The organism is Neolewinella lacunae (genome assembly GCF_014349155.1).
GTDB lineage: Bacteria > Bacteroidota > Bacteroidia > Chitinophagales > Saprospiraceae > Neolewinella > Neolewinella lacunae.
In genome coordinates this window covers 113,730-135,468 of the sequence record NZ_JACSIT010000153.1, presented here as the reverse complement: position 1 = coordinate 135,468, position 21,739 = coordinate 113,730, and the positions used below count along the sequence as shown (strand labels likewise).

Below are 21,739 nucleotides of genomic sequence, written 5' to 3'. Positions count from 1 at the left end.
CTGGCCCCGCCCTCAAAATGCCCGGGGTGGTGTACCTTGCCACCCCTTAAAAAATTGAAAAAATGACGAAAGGAAACATTGACCTTGGTTTACTCCTCCTCCGCCTGTGGTTTGGCCTGGAAATGGCTTTTGCCCACGGCTTGCCGAAGCTCCTGAAGATTTTTGCGGGCGACCTGTCCTTTGCCGACCCCATCGGGGTAGGCGAGCCAGCGAGCCTGATTTTGGCCGTGATTGGCGAATTTGTGGCGGGCATCGCCATTGCACTTGGCTTGTTTACGCGCATTGCCTGCATTCCTTACCTCATCACCATGCTGGTCGCCGCCTTCATCGTCCACGCGGGCGACCCCTGGGGCAAAATGGCGACCCCGCTTATGTACGCCGTGGCCGCCATCGTGCTGCTCCTCACCGGCCCCGGGCGCTATAGCCTCGACCACCGCCTGTTTGTAGCTAAGGCAGGAATCTAGCCTTTCGTTCATCCGGGCGCTGCCGCAGGTGCAAGGAAAGGTGAAACGAGCTGGGATGGTCCGTCTCTTCAGCCTCGCAATACCCGGAGCAACTGCTTCTCCAGTGCCAGGTATTGCTGGTGTAGAAAGCCGGCCGCAGTGGGCTGAAAACGCGGCTGTCGGGCAAAAGCCGCCAGGGCCGCAGGTTTCCGCTCCAGTTCTTCAAGTGCTTCCCGGAGGGCCAGCGGTCGGGCGGGATCGTAAAACAGGATGGCTTCCTGGCGCAGCACCTCGGGTTCGGGGACATTATCCGCTCCCCAGTACACGGGGATGCAGCCGGCGGCGATGGCGTGGAAGACTTTTTCTGTGACGTAGCCCGCAGCGTTGGAGTTTTCCGGGCAAAGATTGTAGCGGTAATTCCGCAGGTGGGCCAGCTTTGCCGCGTTGCCCTCGGCCAGGCCCTTTTCCTGGTTGCAGCGGAAGGCTCCCGGATAATTGACCGGCCCCAGGGTAGCGGCTACATCCCCGATGGCCCCCCGGATGCCGTTGTTGTCGTGCCGGGCCACCAGGCTGGCGAAGCCCGGTCTGGCCGAGACGTCTTCACCCGCCCGCTCGTAGACGCTAAGTTGGCTTTTGAGCCCGGGATAATCGGCAGTGGGATCGAATTGGTCCAGCATCCACAGCGGAAAACGCAGGTAATGGGGATGGTCGAGGTATTCAAAACCAAGGGCCAATTCCACTTCCCCCAGGGCATGGTCGTGGTAAGCGGGGTAATGCGCCAGGTTTTCGCCCGTAAAAAAGACTTTCCGCCGTTCCCGTCCCCAGCCGATGAGTCTCCGCCGACCGAAAACGGAGTAAAAACCGACCTTGCGGCGTCTGGCCAGGGCGGCCAGGGCAGGCCGTTGCAGGAAGCGGTAAAACCAGCTGTGCTCCACGGGACCCAGATCCCAAAAATTGTAGTAGCCCACGCCGTACCGTTGGGCTTGTTGTAGTCCCCTCGCCACCGCCAGGCCGTCTTTAGTCCACTGTTTCGCGGCCCGGATTATTGCTCTCCCCCGTGGTTTCATGGCTGCGGATTGCGCGGTTTGAGCCGTTGCAAGAGGCGGCTGGGTAAGATCTGAGATAGCGTTAAGCGAATAGCCTCACTTCGATGAAAACCAAAGAGTTGGTAAGCCTGGATGAAAACTTTCGGCAGCAATTGTTGCGTCGCCCAGTCAATTCCCGTCAAGCCTTGGGGAAAGCAGGTTTGGAAGGTGGCGGTGGCCCCGGTGAGGTCGAAGGTGGCCTGCACGCGGAGGGCACGGAGCAAGGCCGCCTGGAAATAGGCCGCGTGCTCCTGCCAGTACGCGGGGGCGGTGGCAGCCAGGTGGCTATTGATGGCCCGCAGGAGGGCCACCTCGCGGGCCTTGCCTCCTACCGCATCGTGAAGACTGAGCCGGCCGGGCGTGGGGTGGTGGTGGTAGGTACAGAGGACCTCGGGGATAACCTGCCAGCGGACCCCCGCCCGGAGGAGGGCGAAGCAAAGGGTGGGGTCTTCGTTATCGGGCAGGGACTCTTCCCAGGCGATGCCGCTGGTCAGCACGTGCCGCCGGAAAAGGTTGGCGTGGGTGCAGCCCGCGCGGTAGCCGAAGACCAGCCCTCGCCACGGGTCGGGATGGGGAATATTGTTCAGCGTGCTGCCGTCGGCATAGGCATTGCGGTAGCCGCCGATGATCCATTCGGTCCGGGGCTGGACTAAGGCCAACTGGGCAGACAGTTTCCGGGGGTCGAGCGTGTCGTCGGCGTCCAAAAACTGGACCCACTCACCGGTTGCCAAAGCCAGGCCCCGGTTGCGGGCAGCACTCACTCCTTGCCTTTTGCACTGCGCTACCAGGATGCGCTGTGGATACCGTTGTTGGTAGGAGTGCATGATCGCCAGGGTTCCATCAACCGAGTTGTTGTCCACCAATATCAACTGGGCTACGGGATACTCCTGCGCCAGTACCGAATCGATGGCCCGGGCCAGGAAGGGCGCGGCATTGTAGGCGGGGATGATGACGCTGACGTTCATGGGGCGGACATTTTGCTGTTCCGCCCGGCCCGGTACCGGCCCCAGGTAAAAGTCGCCTTACCCAGGCTGCTGATGACCCCGTTTTGCCAGTAGAAGTTGGGTTTGAACAGGACCCGTGCCAGGTCGTAAGGCACCGACCCCAGCAGGGAGCGGATGATTAGCCCGCCCGCCCGGACCAGCCCCGGCGGCGGGGCAGTGCTTTTTTGCGGGTAAGCACCGTGGGCGTAGGCCATGGCCAGGTGTTGGCGGACCCGGCACTTGCTGGCGGCAACGAGATGCACCATTCGTATTTGGGGGCAGTAGTGGATCGGCTTTCCGCTGGCCCGGATGCGGTCTTGCAATTCATTCTCTTCGCCGTAACCGATGGCGCGGCCGCGCATGCCCAGTTGGGTGTCAAAACCTCCCAACTCCCGCAACAGGGACGTGCGAAAAGCCATAATACCGCCCAAGAGGTATTCTTCCGGGCCCAGGACGCTAAGCTTGGTTGCCGCACTGGGACAAACCTCGCCGGAATAGTAATGGTACACCCACCGGGGCGGCGCTTCCCGGAAGTAATGCCCGAATTTGCCACCCACCGCAGAAATACCGGGCCGGGAAACAACGTCGCGGAAAGCTGCCAGCATATCCGGGGCAGGAATGCCATCATCATCGAGGTAAAAAACCCATTCGGTGGTGACTTCCCGCCAGCCGCGGTTACGGGCGTGACTCAGGCCAGTCTGGGGTTCCCGTACGTAACTGGCCCCAAACTCCGCCACTACTGCTGCACACGCCGCCTCCCCCGCATTGTCCACGACCAGAACCCTGAAGTAGTCTGTCGCCACGGTCTGTTCCCGGAGCCCCCGAAGACACTGCCGCAGCAGGTCCGGGCGCTGGTAGGTACAAATGACGACGGTGACTTCCGGCTTAAACATGGGTTAGGGCCGCCTTTGGCAATGGCGGCTGGGCTCACCGCAGAATGACGACTTTCCCCAGTTTATTGGCGAAGAATCGGTCGGTGCCCGTATCGTGGTGCTCCAGCTCGGTTCCGTCCTGATCGCCGATGATGACCCGGTAGAGATAAACGCCGTTGGCGAGCAGGTCGCCGTATTCGTCCGTTCCGTCCCACCGGAAGTTGGTGCGGTGGGTGCCGATTTTAATGTCTTCGACGGCCATCAGGTCGATGTCGCGCACCACCCGGCCAGCAACGGTCATGATCTGGATGCGGAATACCTCCGGCGGGGCATTGCCCGTCAGGGTATACACGAACTGGGTCTGGGTAGTGAAAGGATTGGGGTAAGTCAGCACATTGGCCACGCGGCGGGCGTTGATCACCTCAAAGGTTTTGCGGTACTCCAGCCGGCCGGCTGCGTTGCCGTTGCGGTCGGTGCCGCTGATCGTCAGGGTGTAGATGCCGTCCTCCGTCAGGGTCGGCCGGAAAAAGACCTCCGCCAGGTTAGCTTCGGTGGTGGCCGGGCGGAACTCAACGCGCGGGTCGGCAAAACTGATGCGTTCCCGGACACCCGCCGGGGAAATCAGGGCCAGGGTATAGGCGCTCGTGTCGTTCAACAGCAGGTAGCGATTGTTGTCCTGTAATTGGATCAGGATCTCCGGTTCACTGCTCACCAGTTCTCCTTCGACGATGCGCCGCCCGTCGAAAAAGAGTTGCAGTTCGGGGGCGATGACGTCACGACCCAGCCGAAGGGAACCGTTCAGGTTGTTGTTGAAAACGATGTCTTCCGGCTGATCCTGCCGGGGGTTCAGTACGACCTGCCAGCGAAGTTGCCCGTTTTCGTTGGTCGTGGGCAGGTTGAAGCTTACTTCACCACGTCCGTTGCCCGGCAGAGGCGCGCGCCGGGCCTGAAAAGTACGTTCGTTGTTGCTGACGTCCAACACGCTGAGTTCCACCAACAAGCTATCGAGTGGAGTGGGGGATACGTTCTCGTACCCGAGCGTGAGCTGGAATTCCTGGCCCTGTTCCAGCGAATCGGCAGCGCTAAAGGCAATGGCCGGACTGATGGCCACATCTCCCGGACGGAGGTATTCAAAATACACTTGTTTGACGGTGCCCACCGTGCGTTGGGCGCGGTCGTAGAAGAACACCTGCATACGCAAGTAAGGATACTGGCTCGGGATGATGCCGTTCAGGTTGTGCACAACGCGGCGGCTGGCGGGAACCTGAAGGTTGGTTTCTTCCAGTACCTGCTCCCGGAAATCCGGCGCAATGCCGATGAGTTGAACCCGGATGCTATCGGCATCCGTCAGGCTGGTGTTGGCCAGTTCCAGGCTGACTTCGTCCCAGTTCTGGGACGGTCCGACGGGTGGCGTCGACCAATCGCCTTCCTGCCAGTTGGAGAGGATGCCGACTTGCATGGTGATCTCCCCGTCCTGGCTCAGGGCGATCTCCTCACCCAGGGCCCCCACGTTTTTCTGGTAGGCAAAGCAGTAGGGTACGGCCCCGAGATTGGTCAGGCCGCGGATCCTGGTGGCCCCCTGGGCCTCGAAGAGCTGGAAGAGGCTGGTTCCCAGTTCCACGGAATCCTGCAGCCAGCCTTCGTTGTAGTATTCAATGTCGGTCCCCCGCTGGGCGGAGAACACCAGGACGTTTTTGCCAGGTTCGATGCCGTCGGTGAGAAAGTCCATCAACCCCTGCCGACCTTCCCGGGAGCGGGTATCGAAGGCCCAGTATTCCGTCGCCTGTGGCGGGGTACCGTACAGGCCGCCCGGGTTGTCGAGCCAGTCGTTAAAGTCCGTGCTGTCAATGACGATGAGTTGAAGGCCAGCCCTGACGACCCAGGCCCAGGGATTGGGTTCGGAGAAGCGCAGACCGTTAACTTCCAGCCGGGGCAGGGTATTGCTGCGGTAGACGGCGTTGGTAATTTTGACGTCCTGTACCGTACGGGCAAAGCGCCAGCCTTCCACCGTTGGGTTGCCACGGACGTTGTTGAATTTCCCGTCAATCGTTTGCCCGGCGTCGGCCATGGCCCAACCGACCTTGTGGGGGAACTGCCCGGCCAACCAGGTAAAGGAGCTTTCGCTCCAGATGAACCCCGCGCCTTGGGTAGTGGTGGAGTCGGGGCTCACCCGCCAGTAGTAAGTCGTACTATCCACGGGGGTAAAGCCGGGCTGGAAGCGCAGCACACCGCCGCGGCTGTTGATTTTTTCGGACACCAGGGGATTGGCGAAGTCGCGGCGCGTAGCCACCTCAAAGACGTAGTCGCGCTCGGGGGCCAGGGCATTGGTGCTGGAAGCCACCAGGGTAATGGGGCCGCCAATGACGGCGTAGGGTGGGGGATAGGCAACGCGGGCGGAATTGGCGATGATGGTGAAGGGGACGCCCGGCTGGCTGTTGCCCACCAGTTCGTTGTTGCTTTCGGCGGCGGGGCTGGGCAGTTCGGCCAGTTCGTTGTCGGCGTCGACCGTGACCAGCAGGCGGTTTTGCCCCACGGCGTCGAGGCCCAGGTTGGGCAGTGCCACGGTAAGGGTTTCGGCAAATGCGGGGCGGAGCATGCGCACCGTCTTCAGGGGGCGCACTTCGCCACTGGGCAGTTGCTGGCGGAAGCGCAGGTTGATGCTGTCGGCCCCGGTTTGGGTGCCGATGTTTACGATGCGCAGGCTCACGGAAAATGCCGCGTCCTGGGCGGGCACCACTTCGGGAGTGAAGCGGATGGAAGCTACGTCGGGCAAAACGTCGGGCCCGGGCCGGGGGTGCATCCGGTAGGCGGGGTCTCCACTGAGGGTGAATTGCTCAGTGAGGATCGCCATCGAACCGTCGCGGGTATCCCTGAAGTGGGCGATGTTGGCCCGCATGGCGTCGCCAATGCCTTGGCCGTAGTATTCCGTGCCCATCAGGGTGTAGAGGTTCTGGCCCCAGGTACTCAGGGAACTGATGTAGCCCACGCCCTTGGAAGCGGCAAAGGCAATGGCTCCTTTATCGCGTAAAAACAGGAAGCGTTCGGAAATACTGCGCGCTTCGGTAAAGGCATCGCCGCTGTAGCAACCGAAACTGAGCATGTAGGGGTAGCGGCCGGCGTTGGCGTAGTTTTCGGGGTCGTCAATGCTGAAGTCGAAGCCTTGGCTACTGGAGTGGCCGTAAAAAGTGATCAGGGCCAGGCCGCGGTTGATACGGGAGAAAATTTCGTCCTGGCGGCTGTCTTCGATGGGTTCGCTGCTGGTCTTAAAAAACGAGGTTACGTTGCCGCCAAAGGAAGAATTCACCATCTTACTGCCGATGGTGGAGAGGTTGGCGCGGATGGTGGCTTGTTCCCAGGCCGTGATGCCGCCGCCGAGGTGCATGATCTGCTTCATCCATTCCCGGTCTTCGAGGGTCTGGCCGCCGAGGTTAATCTGCTCTTCCACTTCGCGCAGTTTTTTGACGTAGATGGCGATCTCTCCGTCGGAGACCGCAGCGAGGCGGCCGGTGGAAAGGGTTGGGACCACATCGCCCAAATCCGCCGAAAGGAGATTATCGGAAGCGGGCCAGCCGAAGGACGGCAGGAAGAAGGTGGGGCTGGCCGTAGCGAGTTGCTGCGGGGTACGCAGGTTGTCGTATTCCCGGCCTTTGCCAATGAGGAAGAGGTACTGCAGGCCGGGGTGATCGCGGCGGGCGGCGGCCAGAAAGTTGCGGATGGCCATCGGGTGGCGGCCAATGCCGTAGCCAAATTCTTCGTACAGGTCTTCTACTTCGGCCACGTGAACGCGGTAGCCTCCGCCGGCGGAAGAGGCGCGGTAGGCGGCCAGTTCGGCGATGGCCGGACCGTTGAGCCGTCGGCTGGTGAGGATCAGGTAATTGGTCTGGCTGCCTGCGGGCAGGGCCGTCTGGAAACGGTAGGGGCTAGTGGCGGCCGTGCGGTAGGCGTTGCCCACCACCAGGTCGTAACGGCGCTCGTCACTGGTGGGCAAGACGAGGAAAGTGCCCTGGGCATCGGCGGTGCTGACCCGGGCGTCCACTGCTGAATAGACCTTTCCGGCACCTGCGGCCGCGCCCAAAACAACCCTGCGCGGGACGGTTGCGGCGGGAAGAAGAAAATGCGTGAGGGCCGCATCGTAGGCCGGCGTGGCGGGATAGCGCACCCGCAACCAGGCCAGGTTGGGCTTGTCCTGCGGGCCACTGCGCCCGGTAAGGGTCAAATTCGTTGCGGTACCCGCTGGCGTGAAGGCCAACTGCCGTTGGAAGACGCCGAAGCCGAAACCGCTGACGTTGTCCAAGACGGCCCCGTCGGCGCTGATTTCCACCTCGTGGCGCGAAAAACCGACCCCAAAACGGAGGTCGAGTAGCGCCGGGCCCCCATTAGCGGCGGGCAAGGTCAACTGGGCACTGCTTTCCACCGAACCGTTGGAAGAGAGCAAATCGTTGCTGCTCCGGCTGCCGAAGCCTTCGGCGACGTCGTAGTGGGAATAGTAAATGCTGGATCGGCTCTGCCGGTAATATTCCTTGCTCTGGAAATCGCTGAACACCCGTTCCGTTTCCCGGGTGATTTCGGTGGTGGGCACCGCATTTTCGGCGGCCGTCTCCTGGTAAAAGGGGCCACCCAGTCCTTCCGAAAGCGCCAGGTAATAAACCGCCGTATCGGAGTACATGCTGTAGCGGTCGTTGAGCTGCATGGTCGCTGGATCGGTGAACAGGAAACGGTCCATTTCCCCCCGGTTTTTGCGGCCGACGAAGACGATGCCATCCGCGTTTACCTCAATGGGTACGGCTTCACCACCGTTCCAGAGTTGCCAGCGGTCGGCATTTTCCGGGCTGAAAGACATTCCCGCTTCGGCAAGTTGTGCGCCGGAAATGCGGTACACGCCGTCGTCAGCCACCAGGACGCGGAGGTAATTTTGGTCGTAAGTAATCCATTCGTTGCCGTAGCGGACGGTAGCACCGGAGCCGGGCATCTGGGCCAGGCAAAAAAACGAAACAGCAACGAGCAAAAGGGTGGAAACGGCGCGGAACATGGTGTGGGATGTTTACGGGGCACTGCGGTGGCGGGTAGTGGAACCAAGGGGCCACCCTACAAAGATAGTGCCCTTGGGGCGGAACGCGGGGTCAACCAAGGAGATTGTCTGCCACCCTACTCGCCCTCCAGGTGTAGCTGCCCGCTGAGGTACGTGACGGCCTGGCCGGTGAGCCTGACTTTTTTGCCGTGCAGGGAGCAAGTCAGTTCGCCGCCCCGCTGGGATACCTGCCGGGCCGTGAGGGTGTTCTTGCCGAGTCGCGCTGCCCAGAAGGGCGTAAGCAGGGTGTGGGCCGAGCCGGTTACCGGGTCTTCATTGATGCCGTAGGCGGGGAAAAAGCCGCGGGAAACAAAATCGTGCTCTTTGCCCGGTGCCGTCAGCAGCAAGCCCCGGTACTTTTTCAGGGCGGCCAGGCGGGCGAAGTCGGGGCGGCAGCGCTCGACCGCTTTCTGGTTTTTGAGTACTACGATGAGGTCGTCGGTACCCCGCCACACTTCCTCCGCTTTTTGGCCGCGCAGGATGTCCTTGAGGCCTTTGGGGTGGCGGGCTTTCTCGGGCTGGTCGGCCGCAAATTCCATGGTGAAACTGCCGGGGCCCTGGGGGGTGACGACAATGGTGCCCGCTTTGCGCGTACGGAAGCGCATTTTTTCCGTGCCCCCACCGCTGGCCTGGTGCATCACGTGGGCCGCCGCCAGGGTAGCGTGGCCACACAAGCGGACCTCCATGACGGGGGTAAACCAGCGGATGTCGAAGCGGCCGGGCCCCTTTACCACGACGAAGGCCGTCTCCGATAGGTTGTTCTCACTGGCAATGGACTGCATCAGCGCCTCCGAAGGGAAAGCAGGCACCGGAACCACGGCAGCGGGGTTGCCCCCAAAGAGTTTACTGGTAAAGGCATCTACTTGGTACAGGGGAAGATTGTGCATGAATATTTTTATTGATATGGGGTGTATTGGTCCGTAAACAGGCAGAAAATGGCCTCAAATGTAGTTTCTGGAAATCGGACGGGGTTATTATCGGTGACCAAAATCCCGGCCTCCCGTCCAACCCTTCAATTGCGGATGCATGGTGCACCACCCAGACACTTTGACGTGGCTATCTAACTTTACACTAACTTATTGATAATGAACTACCTTAACGATACTGCCGACCATTTGTTTCTCCGCGAAGGGACGACCTACATTAAGATTCCCCTCTCCGAAATCGAATTCATCGAGGCCGATGGAAACTACGCCTACCTCCAGACCAGCGATAAGCGCTTTGCCGTAAAACGTTCCCTCGCCGCGATTGCCGAGGAGCTCTCAGCCCCCTGCTTCGTGCGCGCCAGCCGCGGGGTACTCATCAATTTTGATCAGGTATCCAAGGTCAGCTTTGCCACCGGAAACATCCAGATCGGCAAGCACCAGATAAAAATGGGCAAGGCCTACCACAACGACATCAAAAGCCGTATGCCTCGCCTCTAGGACCGGGTGCGTTGCGCTCCCGGGGTTGGGTAATTGCCCGGTTTAGCGGTCCAGCCCCCGGGAGAAGCACGGCCGGATAGGTTTAATTCTACCGCGCCTGAACCTTTTGCCCTGCCCGGGGCATTTCCCAAGGGTGAAATTCATTATACTTGACATTGAGGCCACGTGCTGGGAGGGAAAGCCGCCTGGCATGGTACAGGAAACCATTGAAATCGGGGCCTGCGCCGTCGACCAGTACGGTCGCGTTGGCGGCCGTTTCAACCGCCTGATCAAGCCTGTCCTCCACCCGCAGCTTAGCCTTTTTTGCCGGCAACTGACCAAAATCGAGCAGCCCGAAATCAACCGGGCCCAGGACTTTTCCCGCGTCATCCGCGAGTTTCAGGACTGGGTAGGGGTAGACGAGGAGGAGTACACGCTCGCCAGTTGGGGTCGTTTTGATCGCCGGCAGTTGGCTGCCGATTGCCGCCTGCACCGCCTGGACGATTACTGGCTCGATTACCACATTGACCTCAAGGAGCAGTACCAGGACATCCGCAAGCTGCCCAAAAAACGCGGCCTCCAATCCGCCGTCCGCCACGAAGGTTACCTCTGGGAAGGCCAGGCCCACCGTGCCCTCACCGACGCCATCAATACCACCAAAATCTTCTGCGGCCTGATCGATCTCTGGAACTACTGAGGCTTTTCCAAGGGGCTTTCCCTGTTTTGGGCGCGGCCGCAGGTGCAGGGAAAAGTGAACGAGCAAGGTGGAAGAAGAGGATAAAGGGAGAAAGGCGTTATCCCCAGCACCGCTCTGTGACCGACGCTCCGTGACCCCGGTAGGGGTCGAACCTCAATAACCCCGGATGAAGGATGCCCCGCATCCGTAATCCGGGGATACTCCAACAGAACAAACGCATCCGCAATCCGGGGATACTCCCACCAGAATAAACGCATCCGTAATCCGGGGATACTCCCATGGTAAAGAACCAGCCTTACTTCTTACTGATCGCCTGGTAAACGTGCTTCCGCAGCGCGTCGCCGATCTGCCCGGTGTAAGGCGAGCGTTGGGTCATCAGGATGGCGAAGAGCTGGTTCGCGGGATCCACGAAAAAGAAAGTGCTGTAGGCACCGCTCCAGTAGTAGCGACCGGCGGCTCCCAGGCCATCTTCCGGCACGGCGGTATCGAGGCCAAAGCCCAGCCCAAAGCCCTGCCCGGGAGAGTAGGGGATGTCTCCGAGGTGGTTTTGGGTCATCAGTTCCAGGGTTTTCTTTTTCAGCAGGCGTTTCCCGGCGTAGCGGCCGTTGCCGAGGAGCATCCGGCAGAACTTTGCGTAGTCGTCTGCAGTAGACAGCAGGCCGTGGGTGCCACCGAAGACCTTGTTGCCCATTGCGCCCATTTGCATGGGGTCATTGACGAGCTTTCCGTCCACAATTTTGTAGAGTTTGGCCAGGCGGGCGGCTTGTTCGGCCGTGAGGTTGTAGCCCGTGTCCTTCATCCCCAGCGGATCGAAGATGCGTTGTTGAAGAAATTCCGCCACCGTTTGGCCGGAGAACTTTTCGATCAGCAGGGCTTCGATATCGGGGGAGGCGCTGTAGAACCAGCGTTCACCGGGCTGGTAGGTGAGCGGGAGTTCGGCGAGGGCCTGGACGCGGCTGGCGATGTTCTCGTGCGGAGCGTAGTAGAGGGCGCGGGCAACGTCGTTGTCCAGGTTCGTTCCGCTCAGGCCGTGGGAAAATCCCGCCGTGTGGCTAAGGACCTGGCGGATCGTAACCGGTGCGGTGGCGGGAACCGTCTCTCCGTCTTTTCCCACGTTGGGGTCTTTGGCCACCCGGAGTTCCTTGAAGGCCGGAAGGTAATCGCTGACTTTGTCGTCCAGCTGAAAATGACCCTCCTCGTAGAGCATCATGAAGGCCACCGCTACGATGGGCTTGGTCATGGACATGAGGTGGAATACCTGGTCTTGCTGCATAGGTTTTCCGGCTTCCTGATCGGCGAAGCCGTGGGCGGCGCGGTAGAGGGTTTTGCCTTTTTGCTCCAGCAGCGTGACGGCCCCGGCAAATTGCCCGGTGGCAATCCCTTCCTTCAGGTAGGCCTCGTAATCGGCGTAGGCGGACGCTGTCTGGGCAACGGAGAAGCTGGTGAAGACGAGGAAGAAGAACAGAAGAAGGGAGGATTTCATCGACTTTATTTTGGGGAAAGTTAAGTACTAATGGAGACTTTGTTCCGCTCATGAATTCAGGGGGTGGTGGTAACCAGCTGAAAGGCCAGGCTGGCGCTAAGACCCGTCTGAAAAGCCTGGCTGTGGTCTTCCACCGTTGCCAGCACCAGTACCCGGGGGTAGCCGCCCACGGTTTGGGCCGTGGGGCCCAGGAGGATGGGGCCACTGGGCGTGAGCTGGACCGTCCCCGGCAACACGGGGCTACTGAGTAAGGAGCGTTGGGCGGCCGGAAGGGGGGCGGGCAAATGGCCAGACGTCGACTCCAGGCGAATGCCCTGGCGATTGCTGTCGCGGGCCACCCGAAAGCTGGTCTGGAGAAGGTGCCTTTGCCAGTCGGCCGGCAGGGTATCCCATTCTGGACCGGGAAAAACCCGGAGGGGCGACGATGTCGTTGGGGCGGGAACGGGAAGGTCGAGGCGGTAGGCAGCTTCCCGTTCCCAGGGAATGCGCACGTTCCAGCCTTTCTGGATCGGGGGAATGCCGGGCAGCCCCTCTTCGACACTGCCCTGGGCGGAGGGAAGGTCCCAATTGCCGTTGATGGCCAGGTAGCCCCGCAGTCCGTGCCTGGCCTGGCTGCCGCTCAGAAGGTAGTCGCCATCCAAAAAGACCACCGAATAGGTATCGGCGGGCTGCCCGTTGAGCCGCCAGCCGAAGTCTGCTCCCGTCAAAACGATTTGCCCCTGCCCGCTGAAGAGCCACCGCCCGCCAGTCAGGGTGAGCTCCAGGCAGGTTGCGGTGGTGGCCCGGCCCAGCAGGCGGTTGGCATCCGCCCGCGCCAGGGGGTCAGCCGCTCCTCCCCTGGCGATGCCCAAGGCGCGCAGGTTGGGTCTGCCAGCGTCGACGACAAAGGCACCGCCGCCGGGGTGGATACAGTGAAGGCTTAGCGTTCCGGCCACGGGGGAGGGTTTTGGGATAAAGAAAGAAATTCAGCGGGAGGCACAGAACGGAAGCGCACCCAGTCGCCCGCCCGCAGCAGCACCGTTTGCCCGGGGTATTGCCCCAGCAGGGGCCAGGGACAGCGGCCGATGATTTGCCAGCCGCCCGGACTTTCCGAGGGGTAAACCCCCGTCTGCCGCCCCGCCAACCCCACTGAGCCGACGGGGATGCGCAGGCGGGGACTTTCCCGGCGGCCAATCTCCAGTGCAGGGTCCGTCATCCCCAGAAATGCAAATCCTGGCCGAAAACCCAACTGGTAAACCAGGTAGTCCTGCGAGGTGTGAAGCCCGATCACGGCAGCGGTCGTCAGGGAAAGTGTTTCCGCTACGGAAGGTAAATCGGGTCCGAATTCGCCTCCGTAGACTACGGGCAGTTCGTGGCGGACTGACGCTTGGGGCGTCCAGGGCGCAGGTTGCAGATCGTAGAGGTATTCGCGAAGGGCATAAGCCGTCGTTTTGGCCAAGGCATAGCGCACCAGCAAAGAGGCATAGGCGGGAATGCATTCCACCACCGCCGGGTGCAGCGCAATGGCCCGCGCGTAGGCGTGGATGCTTTGGCTGATGGCCGGGTCAATGCGCTGCTCCCAGTTGAGGAGAAGGCCGTCGGGCGGGTAGGGGAGGATGCTGCGGGGACGTCGCAAGATTTTTTGAAATTGTAAGGTTTTTTTCCTGCTTCGCAGGTGTTTTGAACCACTAAGAGCACGAAGAGGTGCTAAGATGCATAGTATTAAACAGGTTCAAAATTCTTAGTTCTTCTTCGTGTTCTTAGTGGTTCAAAAAGAAAAAGCGAAGCTTTTTCAAAAATTAGGAAGGTGGTTCAAAAACACTGCCCAAGCCCAGCAGCGCCAAACCTGCCCATAATGACTCCGCTGCCGCCGTGCCAGCACCCCCCGGCACCAGTTATACGCACCAGTATTGAGCAGGGCACCGGGCAACTGGCAGTAGGTTTGAATGGGGCCTAGGAAGAAGTCTGGATGGCTTTCCATCCATTCCGTTTGGGGCGTGGCGAAGCCTAGTTTATCGTGGCGGTTGAGCACCTCCGGAGGCAGGTAGAGGTGCAGGGCCTGACGTAAGCCGAACTTGCGGACGCCCGCCCGGATTTTGTAGGCCGGTGGCGCGGCCAGGAGGAGATCAACTACGCGATAATCGAGGTAGGGGACCCGGCTTTCTACCCCGAAGGCCATGGTATTGCGGTCTTCGTGGCGGAGTAGGCTGGGCAGGCCAACTTCCCGGAGCAGGTTGACGCTGGTGGCGTAGACCGTTGCGTCGGGGGAACGCTGAAAAGGGGGAGCGCCCGCTGCTTCTCCTGGCCGGTGCAGGGTCGGGAGGGACGCAGCTGGGCCCAGTCGCTGCCGGATTTTGGCTCCGGCCCAGCGGTGGTGCCGGAGGTAGCCCGAGACATTTTGCAGGGCCTGGAGCGGGGCGGAGTGGAATTGCTGGCGCAGCAGGGGAAGGTAGAACTTATCGTAGCCCCCCGCGATTTCGTCCGCGCCCTGGCCGTTGAGCAAGACTTTTTGTCCGCTGCCCTGAATGGAACGGATGAGGCCGTAGTGTCCTACGACCCCGGCGGAGGCCAGGGGCTGGTCTTGGTGGTACTGGCAGGCGGCGAGGTCGGCCTTAAACTGCTCCCAGGTGGGTTGGTAGCCGACGTTTTCCAGTCCCGTGTGGCGCAGCACGGCCTTGACGTAGGGCGTCTCGTCGTAGGGCGTACCGGGGAAGAGGGCGGAGAAAGTTTTGGGAGCGTCGCTGGTTTCGCGATGGATGATGCCGGCCAGCCCGCTGCTGTCGATGCCCCCGGAGAGGGTGAGGCAGTAGCCTACGTCCGACCGCGTCCGCAGGCGCACGCTTTCCACCAGGTGATGGCGGAGGGTGGCAGTAAAATCTGCCAGGGAAAGGCCAAGGCTGCCCGGGGTGGGGAGTTGGTAGTAAACGTCTTCCTCAAGCGTGGTCAGGTGGTCGAGCCCGTAGGTGCGGTAGGTGGCGGCGGGGAACTGTTCGATGCCTTGCCAGAGGGTCTGGGGGCGGTGGTCTTGCCAGCCGTGGAGGAGAAACTCAGTGGCCAGGGTGGGGTCGGTGGCCGAGCCCAGACCGTCGCTTTCCCGAATGGCGCGGGGTTCGGAGGCGAAAGTGAGTTGGCCGGGGCCGCGGCGGAGGTAGAGGGGTTTGATGCCGAAACGGTCGCGGGAGAGGGTGATGCGCCGCGAGCGGGTATCGAGGATGGCCAGGGCCCACATGCCGTTGAAACGGGCGAAGCAGGCGCTGCCCCAGGCCTGGAAGGCGGCCAGGATGACTTCCGAATCGGTGTTGGTCTGGAAAGTATGGCCGGCCTTTTCGAGTTCGGTTCGCAGCTCAAGGTAGTTGTAAATGGCCCCGTTGAAGACCAGGACCAGGTCATCCCGTTGGAGGGGTTGCCGGCCACCCTCGCTGGGGTCGAAGATGGAGAGCCGGCGGTGGGCCAGCAGCCAGCCCGGGCCTTGCAGCTGCCCGGATTGATCGGGGCCCCGGTGGGCCTGGAGGGCCTGGGCGCGGGAGCCCGCTGCGGCCAGTGCTGCCGCCGGAGCGCTTGGTTGGAGGGTGCCGTATATCCCGCACATTTTGAGTTCGTTTTTGGGCGCTTCGCTTTTTTTGGGTCGCTTCGCTCTTTTTTTGAACCACTATAAGAGCTTCGCTCTTTTTTTTGAACCACTAAGAACACGAAGAGGGGCTAAGGTAGGGCTGGAAACCTGGCTGAGGGAGTCCCCCTCGAATAAGAAAACCCGGCTGAGGGTGTCCCCACCCGAATATCCGCAGTTCGGATGGGGACACCTTCAGCCGGGAGTGAGGTTCAAAAAAGGTCTCTGCCCAGCGAACCGCAGAGAAACACCACCAACCCCTACCTTTACTGGGATCAAAACTTCGAAAGAGAACTGCCCATGCGCTCGTTACTTCCCTTGCTCCTCGTCCTTTTCTTTTGCACCTGCGGCCGCGCCCCGGAACCAACAGCGGACGCGCCGCCACCCCGGCCGAACATCCTCTTCATCATGTCGGACGACCACGCGCAGCGCGCCATTTCTGCCTATACCGACGAACTGATCGAGACGCCGCACCTCGACCGCATCGCCAACGAAGGAATGTTGTTCCGCAACAGCTTCGTGACCAACTCCATCTGCGCGCCCAGCCGCGCGGCCATCCTGACGGGCAAATACAGCCACCTGAACGGGAAAATCGACAACCTGACGCCGTTTAACAAAGACCAATGGACCTTCACGGAAGAACTTCACCGCGCGGGCTACCGCACCTCCCTGATCGGCAAACACCACCTGATGAACATCCCCCGGGGCTTTGATGAATTTCGTGGCCTGGTGGGGCAAGGCGATTACTATAACCCCGTTTTTGTGCATAATGGCGACACGCTGGCTCCCGAAGAAGGCTACACCACTACGCTCATTACCGACTACGCTCTAGCCGAACTAAGGCGCCACGCGACCGATACCAGCGGGCAACCTTTTTGCATGCTCTACTGGCACAAAGCCCCCCACCGCAACTGGATGCCGGATACCGCTGACCTGGCCGGACTACTGGACAAGCGCTACCCGGAACCCGCCACCTTGCGCGACGAATACCAAGGTCGCCCCGCTGCCGCCCACGCCGATATGCGCATTGCCGATATGTTTGTCAGCCAAGACCTGAAGGTGCTGGAGACCTATGAACCCAAGGACCCAGGCACCGGCGGAGCAACGTTCTGGCCCGGTGGCCCGGAGCGGATGGCCCGGTATTTCTACGCTGAAATCGAACGCCTCACCCCTGCCCAGCGCGCTGCCTGGGAACCCTTCCTGGCCAGGGTCGGTAAGGAATGGCAAGAAGTGAAGGGCACCGACCGCGAACTCGCCTGGCGCTACCAGCGCTACATGCAGGATTACCTGGCCAGCGTAAAAAGCGTGGACGATAACGTGGGGCGGGTACTGGACTTTTTGGACGAAAGCGGCCTGGCCGAAAATACCATCGTCATTTATACCTCCGATCAAGGCTTTTACCTGGGCGAGCACGGCTGGTACGATAAGCGCTTCATGTACGAAGAAAGCCACCGGACGCCCCTGTTGATCCGTTACCCCGCCCGGGTGGCGGCCGGATCTACAACCGAACAACTGGTGTTAAACATCGACCTGGGCTCGACCTTACTGGATTACGCCGGCGTTACGCCCCCGGCGGAGGTACAGGGCCGTAGCCTTCGCCCCTTGCTGGAAGGCAAGGTGCCGGAGGACTGGCGCCAGGATATTTACTACCGCTACTACGAAAGTATGAACAGCTTCCACCGGGTGGCACGCCACGAGGGGGTGCGCGATGAACGCTACAAACTCATCCAGTTTACCGAACCGGGCTTTGAAGGCTACGAGCTGTACGACCTACAGGAAGACCCCCACGAGATGGTCAACCGCATTGACGATCCAGCGCTGGAAGCGGTCCAAGCCCGACTGATCGAGCGGATCAAGGAGCAGCGGGTAGCGTTGAAAGTGGTGGATTGATTCATGCCAATGGGGCAGGGGAATTGTGTTTTTACGTTTTTTTAATTTGGCTTTTAATCCCTCTTCCCAGCTTATTTCTGGGGCCCCTACCCCAGAAAACGCGTCTCCATAGGCGAGGGGTGACCTTCTCCAGTCTTTTTTCTTGTTTGAGAAATTTTTTTTCATTACCCAAAGTGGGAAAGGGGGACGCTATTTCTGCGAATGGAAATTGGAGTGTAATTAACTAAAAATCAACACTTTGAATAATAAAAATCACTCCTTCTGGGCATCCCTCTCCTGTGGAGAGGGACCGAGGGAGAGGGATGCCCAGGGTTGCACTACAAACACTGTAAATCATATAATAACCACTACTTTTAGAGCGGATGTTAAAATTCAAATCATCCAATTTTTCAAAACGCTAAATTCAAGATAAATACCTTTAATGGTGAATAAAAAGTAGTGGATAAATATTAATAAAAAATCCCTAACCCACTAAAGCGAATTTGCATTTTCCTTCACCCACGCCGCCCGTTCCAGGATGGCAGCTTTCGTTTCGCCGTCGTAGCGGTCCCAGGTTTTGTACATGAAGGCCATGCGGAAATTATCGCCAAACTTGGCGCGGTGGCGATCGAGAAAATCCCAGTAGAGGCTATTAAAGGGGCAGGCTTTTTCGCCCGTTTTTTCCTGGTGTTTATAGTGGCAGCCCTGGCAGTAGTCGCTCATCTTATTGACGTAGTTGGCCGAGGAGCAGTAGGGTTTGGTGGCGACTAATCCGCCGTCAGCCCGTTGGCTCATGCCGCGGGTGTTGGTGATTTCCACCCATTCGATGGCGTCGATGTAAATGCCCAGGTACCAGGCGTCTACCTCGTCGGGGTGGACGCCCAGCAGGAGGGCAAAATTCCCGGTGATCATCAGGCGTTGGATGTGGTGGGCGTAGGCCAGGTCGAGGCTCTGCCCGATGGCGTGGCTGAGGCAATTCATTTTGGTCTCGCCCGTCCAGAACCAGGTGGGGAGTTTGGCTTGGTGGTTCAGGTCGTTGGTGGCGGCGAAGCCGGGCATCTTGGCCCAGTATACGCCGCGCATGTACTCCCGCCAGCCGAGGATTTGGCGGACAAAACCTTCGACCTGGTTGACGGTGATTTCCTGCGGGCGCTTCTCCCAGGCTTGGACGGCGGCGGCGATGACTTCCTGCGGGCGGATGAGCTTCACGTTCATCGCAAAGCTCAGGTTGGCGTGGAAGAGCAGGGGGAGGCGCGTGGTCATCGCGTCCTGGTAGGTGCCGAAGTGGGGCAGGCGATGGGCAACAAAATCGGCCAGGGCGGCCTGGGCTTCGTCCCGCGTGAGGGGATAATTCAGGGTATTGTCGGCGATGCGGCCGATGGTTTCGACGCCGTTGCGGTCCAGCATTTCGACGATATCCTGGGCGTCGTGCGGGAAGGTAGCCGCCTGCGGAAACTCCAGGTCTTTGGGCAGGCTGCCGCGGTTTTCCTGGTCGTAGTTCCACTGCCCGGTCTGGGGCGTCTTTCCGTCGGCCTCCATCATGATGTTGTGGCGGCGGCGCATTTCGCGGTAGAAGGTTTCCATCAGGTAGGTCTTCTTGCCTTTGAATAGCTTGGCGACGTCTTCCCGGGCGGTGAAGAAGTGTTCGGTATCCGCCGTTTCGATTACTCCGCCAAAGTTTTCTGATAATCTTTTCAGTTCCTGATCGAGGCGGTATTCGTCGGGCAGTTGGTAGCCGATGGTTTTGGCCTTGCTGGCCTCGGCGTCGTGCAGCAGGTTGGCGGTGATGGATTCGAGTTGAAGTTCGCGGCTTTCGTCGAGGGTGCGGTAAATGACTTGGTGGCCAGCCGCGCGGAGCTGCTCAGCGAAGGCGCGCATGGCCAGAAAAAAGGCGCAGACTTTCTGGACGTGGTGGCGCGTGTAGGTCGCCTCCGACCAGGTTTCGTAGAGCGCGTAGGTGACTTCAGCATCGACCCGTTGGAACCAGGAATGTTGGGTGTTGAGTTGGTCGCCGAGGATGAGGCGGAGGGTGGGGTGGGGCACGGCCTTTTGGAAGGGTAACGGTGGGGAGGGGGGATGGTTTTTTGCTGCGCCTTATTTCGTGCTGGGGGCGCGGCCGCAGGTGCGGGGGGAGGATGGCCCCCCGACCCCCAAAGGGGGAGGAGCGGGAGGGGGGGCAGACTAGCTCCAAGAAGCCTTTTGACTATTGAGAGATGTTATTTGGTTTTAAAATCTTATATTTGTAGAATAATTAGCAAATTTCGACTTATGATCACATCTTTCAGCGTTGAAAACTTCCGTTCTATACGCGACCTGCAGGTCTTAGACTTAGAGGCTAAGCCGTTACAGGCGGCCTATCCCGGCCTGGCCCAAAACGTCGCTAGGGTGGGGGAGCGGTACGAGGTGCTCAAAGCGAAGGTGATTTACGGGGCGAATGCTTCGGGAAAGAGCAACCTCCTGATGGCCCTATCTTTTTTCAATTTTGCGGTCACCTTGTCTTGGAATCCAGAGAGCATCGTCCTGCCACTGGTGGAGCCCTTTGCCTGGGACCCCGAGACGAATAAAGCCCCCAGCCTTTTCGAACTGTGCTTGCTCTCTGCGGCTACCCCTTACCGTTATGGCTTCACGGTTTCCCCCGAAGGCGAAATTGTAAGTGAGTGGTTATTCGGAACGCCGGGAAAAAAAGAAGTGCCTTATTTCCTGCGGGATGAGAACGGCATTGAAGTGAGTGGGACGCACCTGAAGTCGGTCCGGAAACTATTAGCTGCCTTTGACGATGAAAGTAAGTTCGTATCCCGGAAGTCTTTACTGCTCTCCGTACTCGGGCACTTTAAGAACGACGAAATAAAACCGGTATACGAACCCGTAGCCCGGATGCGCATCATCAACGGTGCATTGGCCACGGAGCTGGATGATAAGACGGTCCGGCAGTTGCTGGATGAAGAACAAGGGCCCAAAATCAGGGAGCTATTAGCGCGGGCGGACATTGAACTTGGAGCCCTGAGAGCCGTAGCGGGAGAGTATAGCCCAGGTTTGCCCTCTAATGACCGGGTTACCCTCCTCGGCGACGTGATTAAGGACCGCCAACTCAACCTCTACGTCCTCCCTAAACTGCTTCCTGCAGATAACCGCTTGGGGTTCCCCATCGAGGCTCATCTTTCTAAAGGAACCATTAAGCTGATCTTACTGGCGGGAAGCATCATCAAGACGCTGGAGGGGGGAGATTGCCTGATCATTGATGAATTCGAGGCGCAGATGCATACGAAGTTGTCGCAGGCCATCGTACGGATGTTCAACAGTGCGGAGAGCAACCCCAATAATGCCCAACTGATTGTTGCCACCCACGACACCAATTTACTGTCTCCTTTACTCATGCGGCGCGACCAGATCACCTTCGTGGATAAGGGAAAAGACGGGGCGTCGTCGGTGTACGCCTTATCGGACGTCAGGGGCGTGCGCGACGGTACGGCCTACGAGAAAGAATATTTGAGTGGTAAATACGGCGGGATTCCCACCGTCAATGAACTGTAGGATGCCGGGGAAAAAGAACAGAATCAAGGAGACGGACCGGCGGGCAAACAAGCCCTGGGCGAGGTTGAAAGCGCGTTCGCGGGTAGCCGTGGTGGTGAGGAGCAAGCGGACTTTTCTGATTTTGTGTGAAGGCCAGACGGAAGCGGATTACTTTCTGGCTTTCAGCAATGACCGGGTGGCAGTAACGGCACATGATTTGGGCTGCGCGGGAAAAAGCCTGGTTGATTGCGCGCTCCACTACCGCGAGAGTGGCAGTTTTGACGAAGTGTGGTGCGTCTACGATTTAGATTACAACGCCAGTGAAGGCGGGGATCAATTTCAACGTTTCCAAGAGTCGCTGGATCACGCCGCCGCCCACGGTATTTTCGTTGCTTACTCAATGGATGCTTTTGAGTTGTGGTTTCGTTTGCACTACGAAGCGGTTACCGGCGCCCTCCACCGCGCGCAGCTCTACGCAGATCTGGGGCAGCGCTGGAATATGAACTACGTGACCGAAGGTAAGCACCGCTCGTTCACCCGGCTAGTGAAAGCCCGACTGGACGATGACCCTGCCGCAGATGTAGCACTTGCCATTGAGCGGGCGCGAAGGCTGTACGAAGCGCGCAAAGATTTACCCTTGCGGGAAAGGAACCCGGTGACGACGGTTTATTTGCTGGTGGAACGGCTTTTGGGAGGGTGGGAAGGGTAAGTTTTGCCACGCTTTTAGGCGATTTTTTAAC

16 protein-coding genes are annotated in these 21,739 nt (G+C 59.7%); 6 read left to right on the top strand and 10 right to left on the bottom strand.

Annotated elements, in window-relative coordinates:
- The first annotated feature begins 62 nt into the window (after window positions 1-62).
- Window positions 63-464 carry a DoxX family protein gene (locus H9S92_RS20590; RefSeq protein ID WP_187468591.1) on the top strand — a complete coding sequence of 134 codons (402 nt, stop codon included), beginning with the start codon at window positions 63-65 and terminating at the stop codon, window positions 462-464.
- Between the two features lie 68 nt (window positions 465-532).
- Here the strand turns inward: H9S92_RS20590 and H9S92_RS20585 are convergent, their stop codons facing one another.
- From H9S92_RS20585 to H9S92_RS20565, 5 genes are all read right to left on the bottom strand, one after another.
- A complete protein-coding gene (locus tag H9S92_RS20585) occupies window positions 533-1,510 on the bottom strand; it encodes a glycosyltransferase family 10 domain-containing protein (protein WP_187468590.1) in 978 nt (325 codons plus the stop codon).
- Window positions 1,507-2,493 carry a glycosyltransferase family 2 protein gene (locus H9S92_RS20580; protein WP_187468589.1) on the bottom strand — a complete coding sequence of 329 codons (987 nt, stop codon included), beginning with the start codon at window positions 2,491-2,493 and terminating at the stop codon, window positions 1,507-1,509. The genes H9S92_RS20585 and H9S92_RS20580 overlap by 4 nt, the downstream gene beginning before the upstream one ends.
- Window positions 2,490-3,404, bottom strand: coding sequence for a glycosyltransferase family 2 protein (locus tag H9S92_RS20575; protein WP_187468588.1), 915 nt, complete (start codon window positions 3,402-3,404; stop codon window positions 2,490-2,492). Before H9S92_RS20575 ends, H9S92_RS20580 begins: the two co-directional genes overlap by 4 nt.
- Window positions 3,405-3,438: 34 nt before the next feature.
- Window positions 3,439-8,412 carry a putative type IX secretion system sortase PorU2 gene (gene porU2 / locus H9S92_RS20570; RefSeq protein ID WP_187468587.1) on the bottom strand — a complete coding sequence of 1,658 codons (4,974 nt, stop codon included), beginning with the start codon at window positions 8,410-8,412 and terminating at the stop codon, window positions 3,439-3,441.
- 116 nt (window positions 8,413-8,528) lie between these two features.
- Window positions 8,529-9,338, bottom strand: a complete 810-nt coding sequence (locus H9S92_RS20565) for a PhzF family phenazine biosynthesis protein (RefSeq protein WP_187468586.1) — start codon at window positions 9,336-9,338, stop codon at window positions 8,529-8,531.
- Window positions 9,339-9,536: 198 nt separating this feature from the next.
- On the opposite strand from H9S92_RS20565, the gene H9S92_RS20560 reads away from it, so the two are divergent.
- Entirely contained in the window at window positions 9,537-9,875 is a 339-nt protein-coding gene (locus H9S92_RS20560) for a LytR/AlgR family response regulator transcription factor (protein ID WP_187468585.1), read from the top strand.
- 133 nt (window positions 9,876-10,008) lie between these two features.
- Window positions 10,009-10,551 (top strand): 3'-5' exonuclease, encoded by a 543-nt coding sequence (locus tag H9S92_RS20555; RefSeq protein WP_187468584.1) that lies wholly within the window; start codon window positions 10,009-10,011, stop codon window positions 10,549-10,551.
- A gap of 295 nt (window positions 10,552-10,846) precedes the next feature.
- Here the strand turns inward: H9S92_RS20555 and H9S92_RS20550 are convergent, their stop codons facing one another.
- From H9S92_RS20550 to asnB, 4 genes are all read right to left on the bottom strand, one after another.
- A complete protein-coding gene (locus H9S92_RS20550) occupies window positions 10,847-12,034 on the bottom strand; it encodes a serine hydrolase domain-containing protein (RefSeq protein WP_187468583.1) in 1,188 nt (395 codons plus the stop codon).
- 56 nt (window positions 12,035-12,090) lie between these two features.
- On the bottom strand, window positions 12,091-12,969 hold the full coding sequence (locus H9S92_RS20545; protein WP_187468582.1) for a 5-oxoprolinase subunit C family protein: 879 nt from the start codon (window positions 12,967-12,969) through the stop codon (window positions 12,091-12,093).
- Window positions 12,954-13,649 carry a 5-oxoprolinase subunit PxpB gene (pxpB, locus tag H9S92_RS20540; RefSeq protein ID WP_187468581.1) on the bottom strand — a complete coding sequence of 232 codons (696 nt, stop codon included), beginning with the start codon at window positions 13,647-13,649 and terminating at the stop codon, window positions 12,954-12,956. Before pxpB ends, H9S92_RS20545 begins: the two co-directional genes overlap by 16 nt.
- A 156-nt stretch (window positions 13,650-13,805) precedes the next feature.
- Window positions 13,806-15,602 carry an asparagine synthase (glutamine-hydrolyzing) gene (asnB, locus tag H9S92_RS20535; protein ID WP_187468580.1) on the bottom strand — a complete coding sequence of 599 codons (1,797 nt, stop codon included), beginning with the start codon at window positions 15,600-15,602 and terminating at the stop codon, window positions 13,806-13,808.
- Between the two features lie 318 nt (window positions 15,603-15,920).
- Here asnB and H9S92_RS20530 point away from each other — a divergent pair, with 318 nt between their 5' ends.
- A complete protein-coding gene (locus tag H9S92_RS20530; protein ID WP_187468579.1) occupies window positions 15,921-17,510 on the top strand; it encodes a sulfatase family protein in 1,590 nt (529 codons plus the stop codon).
- Window positions 17,511-17,981: 471 nt separating this feature from the next.
- Here the strand turns inward: H9S92_RS20530 and H9S92_RS20525 are convergent, their stop codons facing one another.
- Window positions 17,982-19,532, bottom strand: a complete 1,551-nt coding sequence (locus H9S92_RS20525; RefSeq protein WP_187468578.1) for a cryptochrome/photolyase family protein — start codon at window positions 19,530-19,532, stop codon at window positions 17,982-17,984.
- A 225-nt stretch (window positions 19,533-19,757) separates the two neighbouring features.
- On the opposite strand from H9S92_RS20525, the gene H9S92_RS20520 reads away from it, so the two are divergent.
- Both H9S92_RS20520 and H9S92_RS20515 read left to right on the top strand, forming a co-directional pair.
- Window positions 19,758-21,020 carry an AAA family ATPase gene (locus H9S92_RS20520; protein ID WP_187468577.1) on the top strand — a complete coding sequence of 421 codons (1,263 nt, stop codon included), beginning with the start codon at window positions 19,758-19,760 and terminating at the stop codon, window positions 21,018-21,020.
- Window positions 21,021-21,084: 64 nt separating this feature from the next.
- Window positions 21,085-21,708: an RloB family protein gene (locus H9S92_RS20515; RefSeq protein ID WP_187468576.1), complete on the top strand. Its 624-nt coding sequence runs from the start codon at window positions 21,085-21,087 to the stop codon at window positions 21,706-21,708.
- Window positions 21,709-21,739 lie beyond the last annotated feature (31 nt).

What these genes read in the sequence shown, in the direction of transcription:
- H9S92_RS20590 (WP_187468591.1), top strand. Translation starts at nt 63, where the DNA reads ATGACGAAAGGAAACATTGACCTTGGTTTACTCCTCCTCCGCCTGTGG.
- H9S92_RS20585 (WP_187468590.1), bottom strand. Translation starts at nt 1,510, where the DNA reads ATGAAACCACGGGGGAGAGCAATAATCCGGGCCGCGAAACAGTGGACT.
- H9S92_RS20580 (WP_187468589.1), bottom strand. Translation starts at nt 2,493, where the DNA reads ATGAACGTCAGCGTCATCATCCCCGCCTACAATGCCGCGCCCTTCCTG.
- H9S92_RS20575 (WP_187468588.1), bottom strand. Translation starts at nt 3,404, where the DNA reads ATGTTTAAGCCGGAAGTCACCGTCGTCATTTGTACCTACCAGCGCCCG.
- porU2 (WP_187468587.1), bottom strand. Translation starts at nt 8,412, where the DNA reads ATGTTCCGCGCCGTTTCCACCCTTTTGCTCGTTGCTGTTTCGTTTTTT.
- H9S92_RS20565 (WP_187468586.1), bottom strand. Translation starts at nt 9,338, where the DNA reads ATGCACAATCTTCCCCTGTACCAAGTAGATGCCTTTACCAGTAAACTC.
- H9S92_RS20560 (WP_187468585.1), top strand. Translation starts at nt 9,537, where the DNA reads ATGAACTACCTTAACGATACTGCCGACCATTTGTTTCTCCGCGAAGGG.
- H9S92_RS20550 (WP_187468583.1), bottom strand. Translation starts at nt 12,034, where the DNA reads ATGAAATCCTCCCTTCTTCTGTTCTTCTTCCTCGTCTTCACCAGCTTC.
- asnB (WP_187468580.1), bottom strand. Translation starts at nt 15,602, where the DNA reads ATGTGCGGGATATACGGCACCCTCCAACCAAGCGCTCCGGCGGCAGCA.
- H9S92_RS20530 (WP_187468579.1), top strand. Translation starts at nt 15,921, where the DNA reads ATGCGCTCGTTACTTCCCTTGCTCCTCGTCCTTTTCTTTTGCACCTGC.
- H9S92_RS20520 (WP_187468577.1), top strand. Translation starts at nt 19,758, where the DNA reads ATGATCACATCTTTCAGCGTTGAAAACTTCCGTTCTATACGCGACCTG.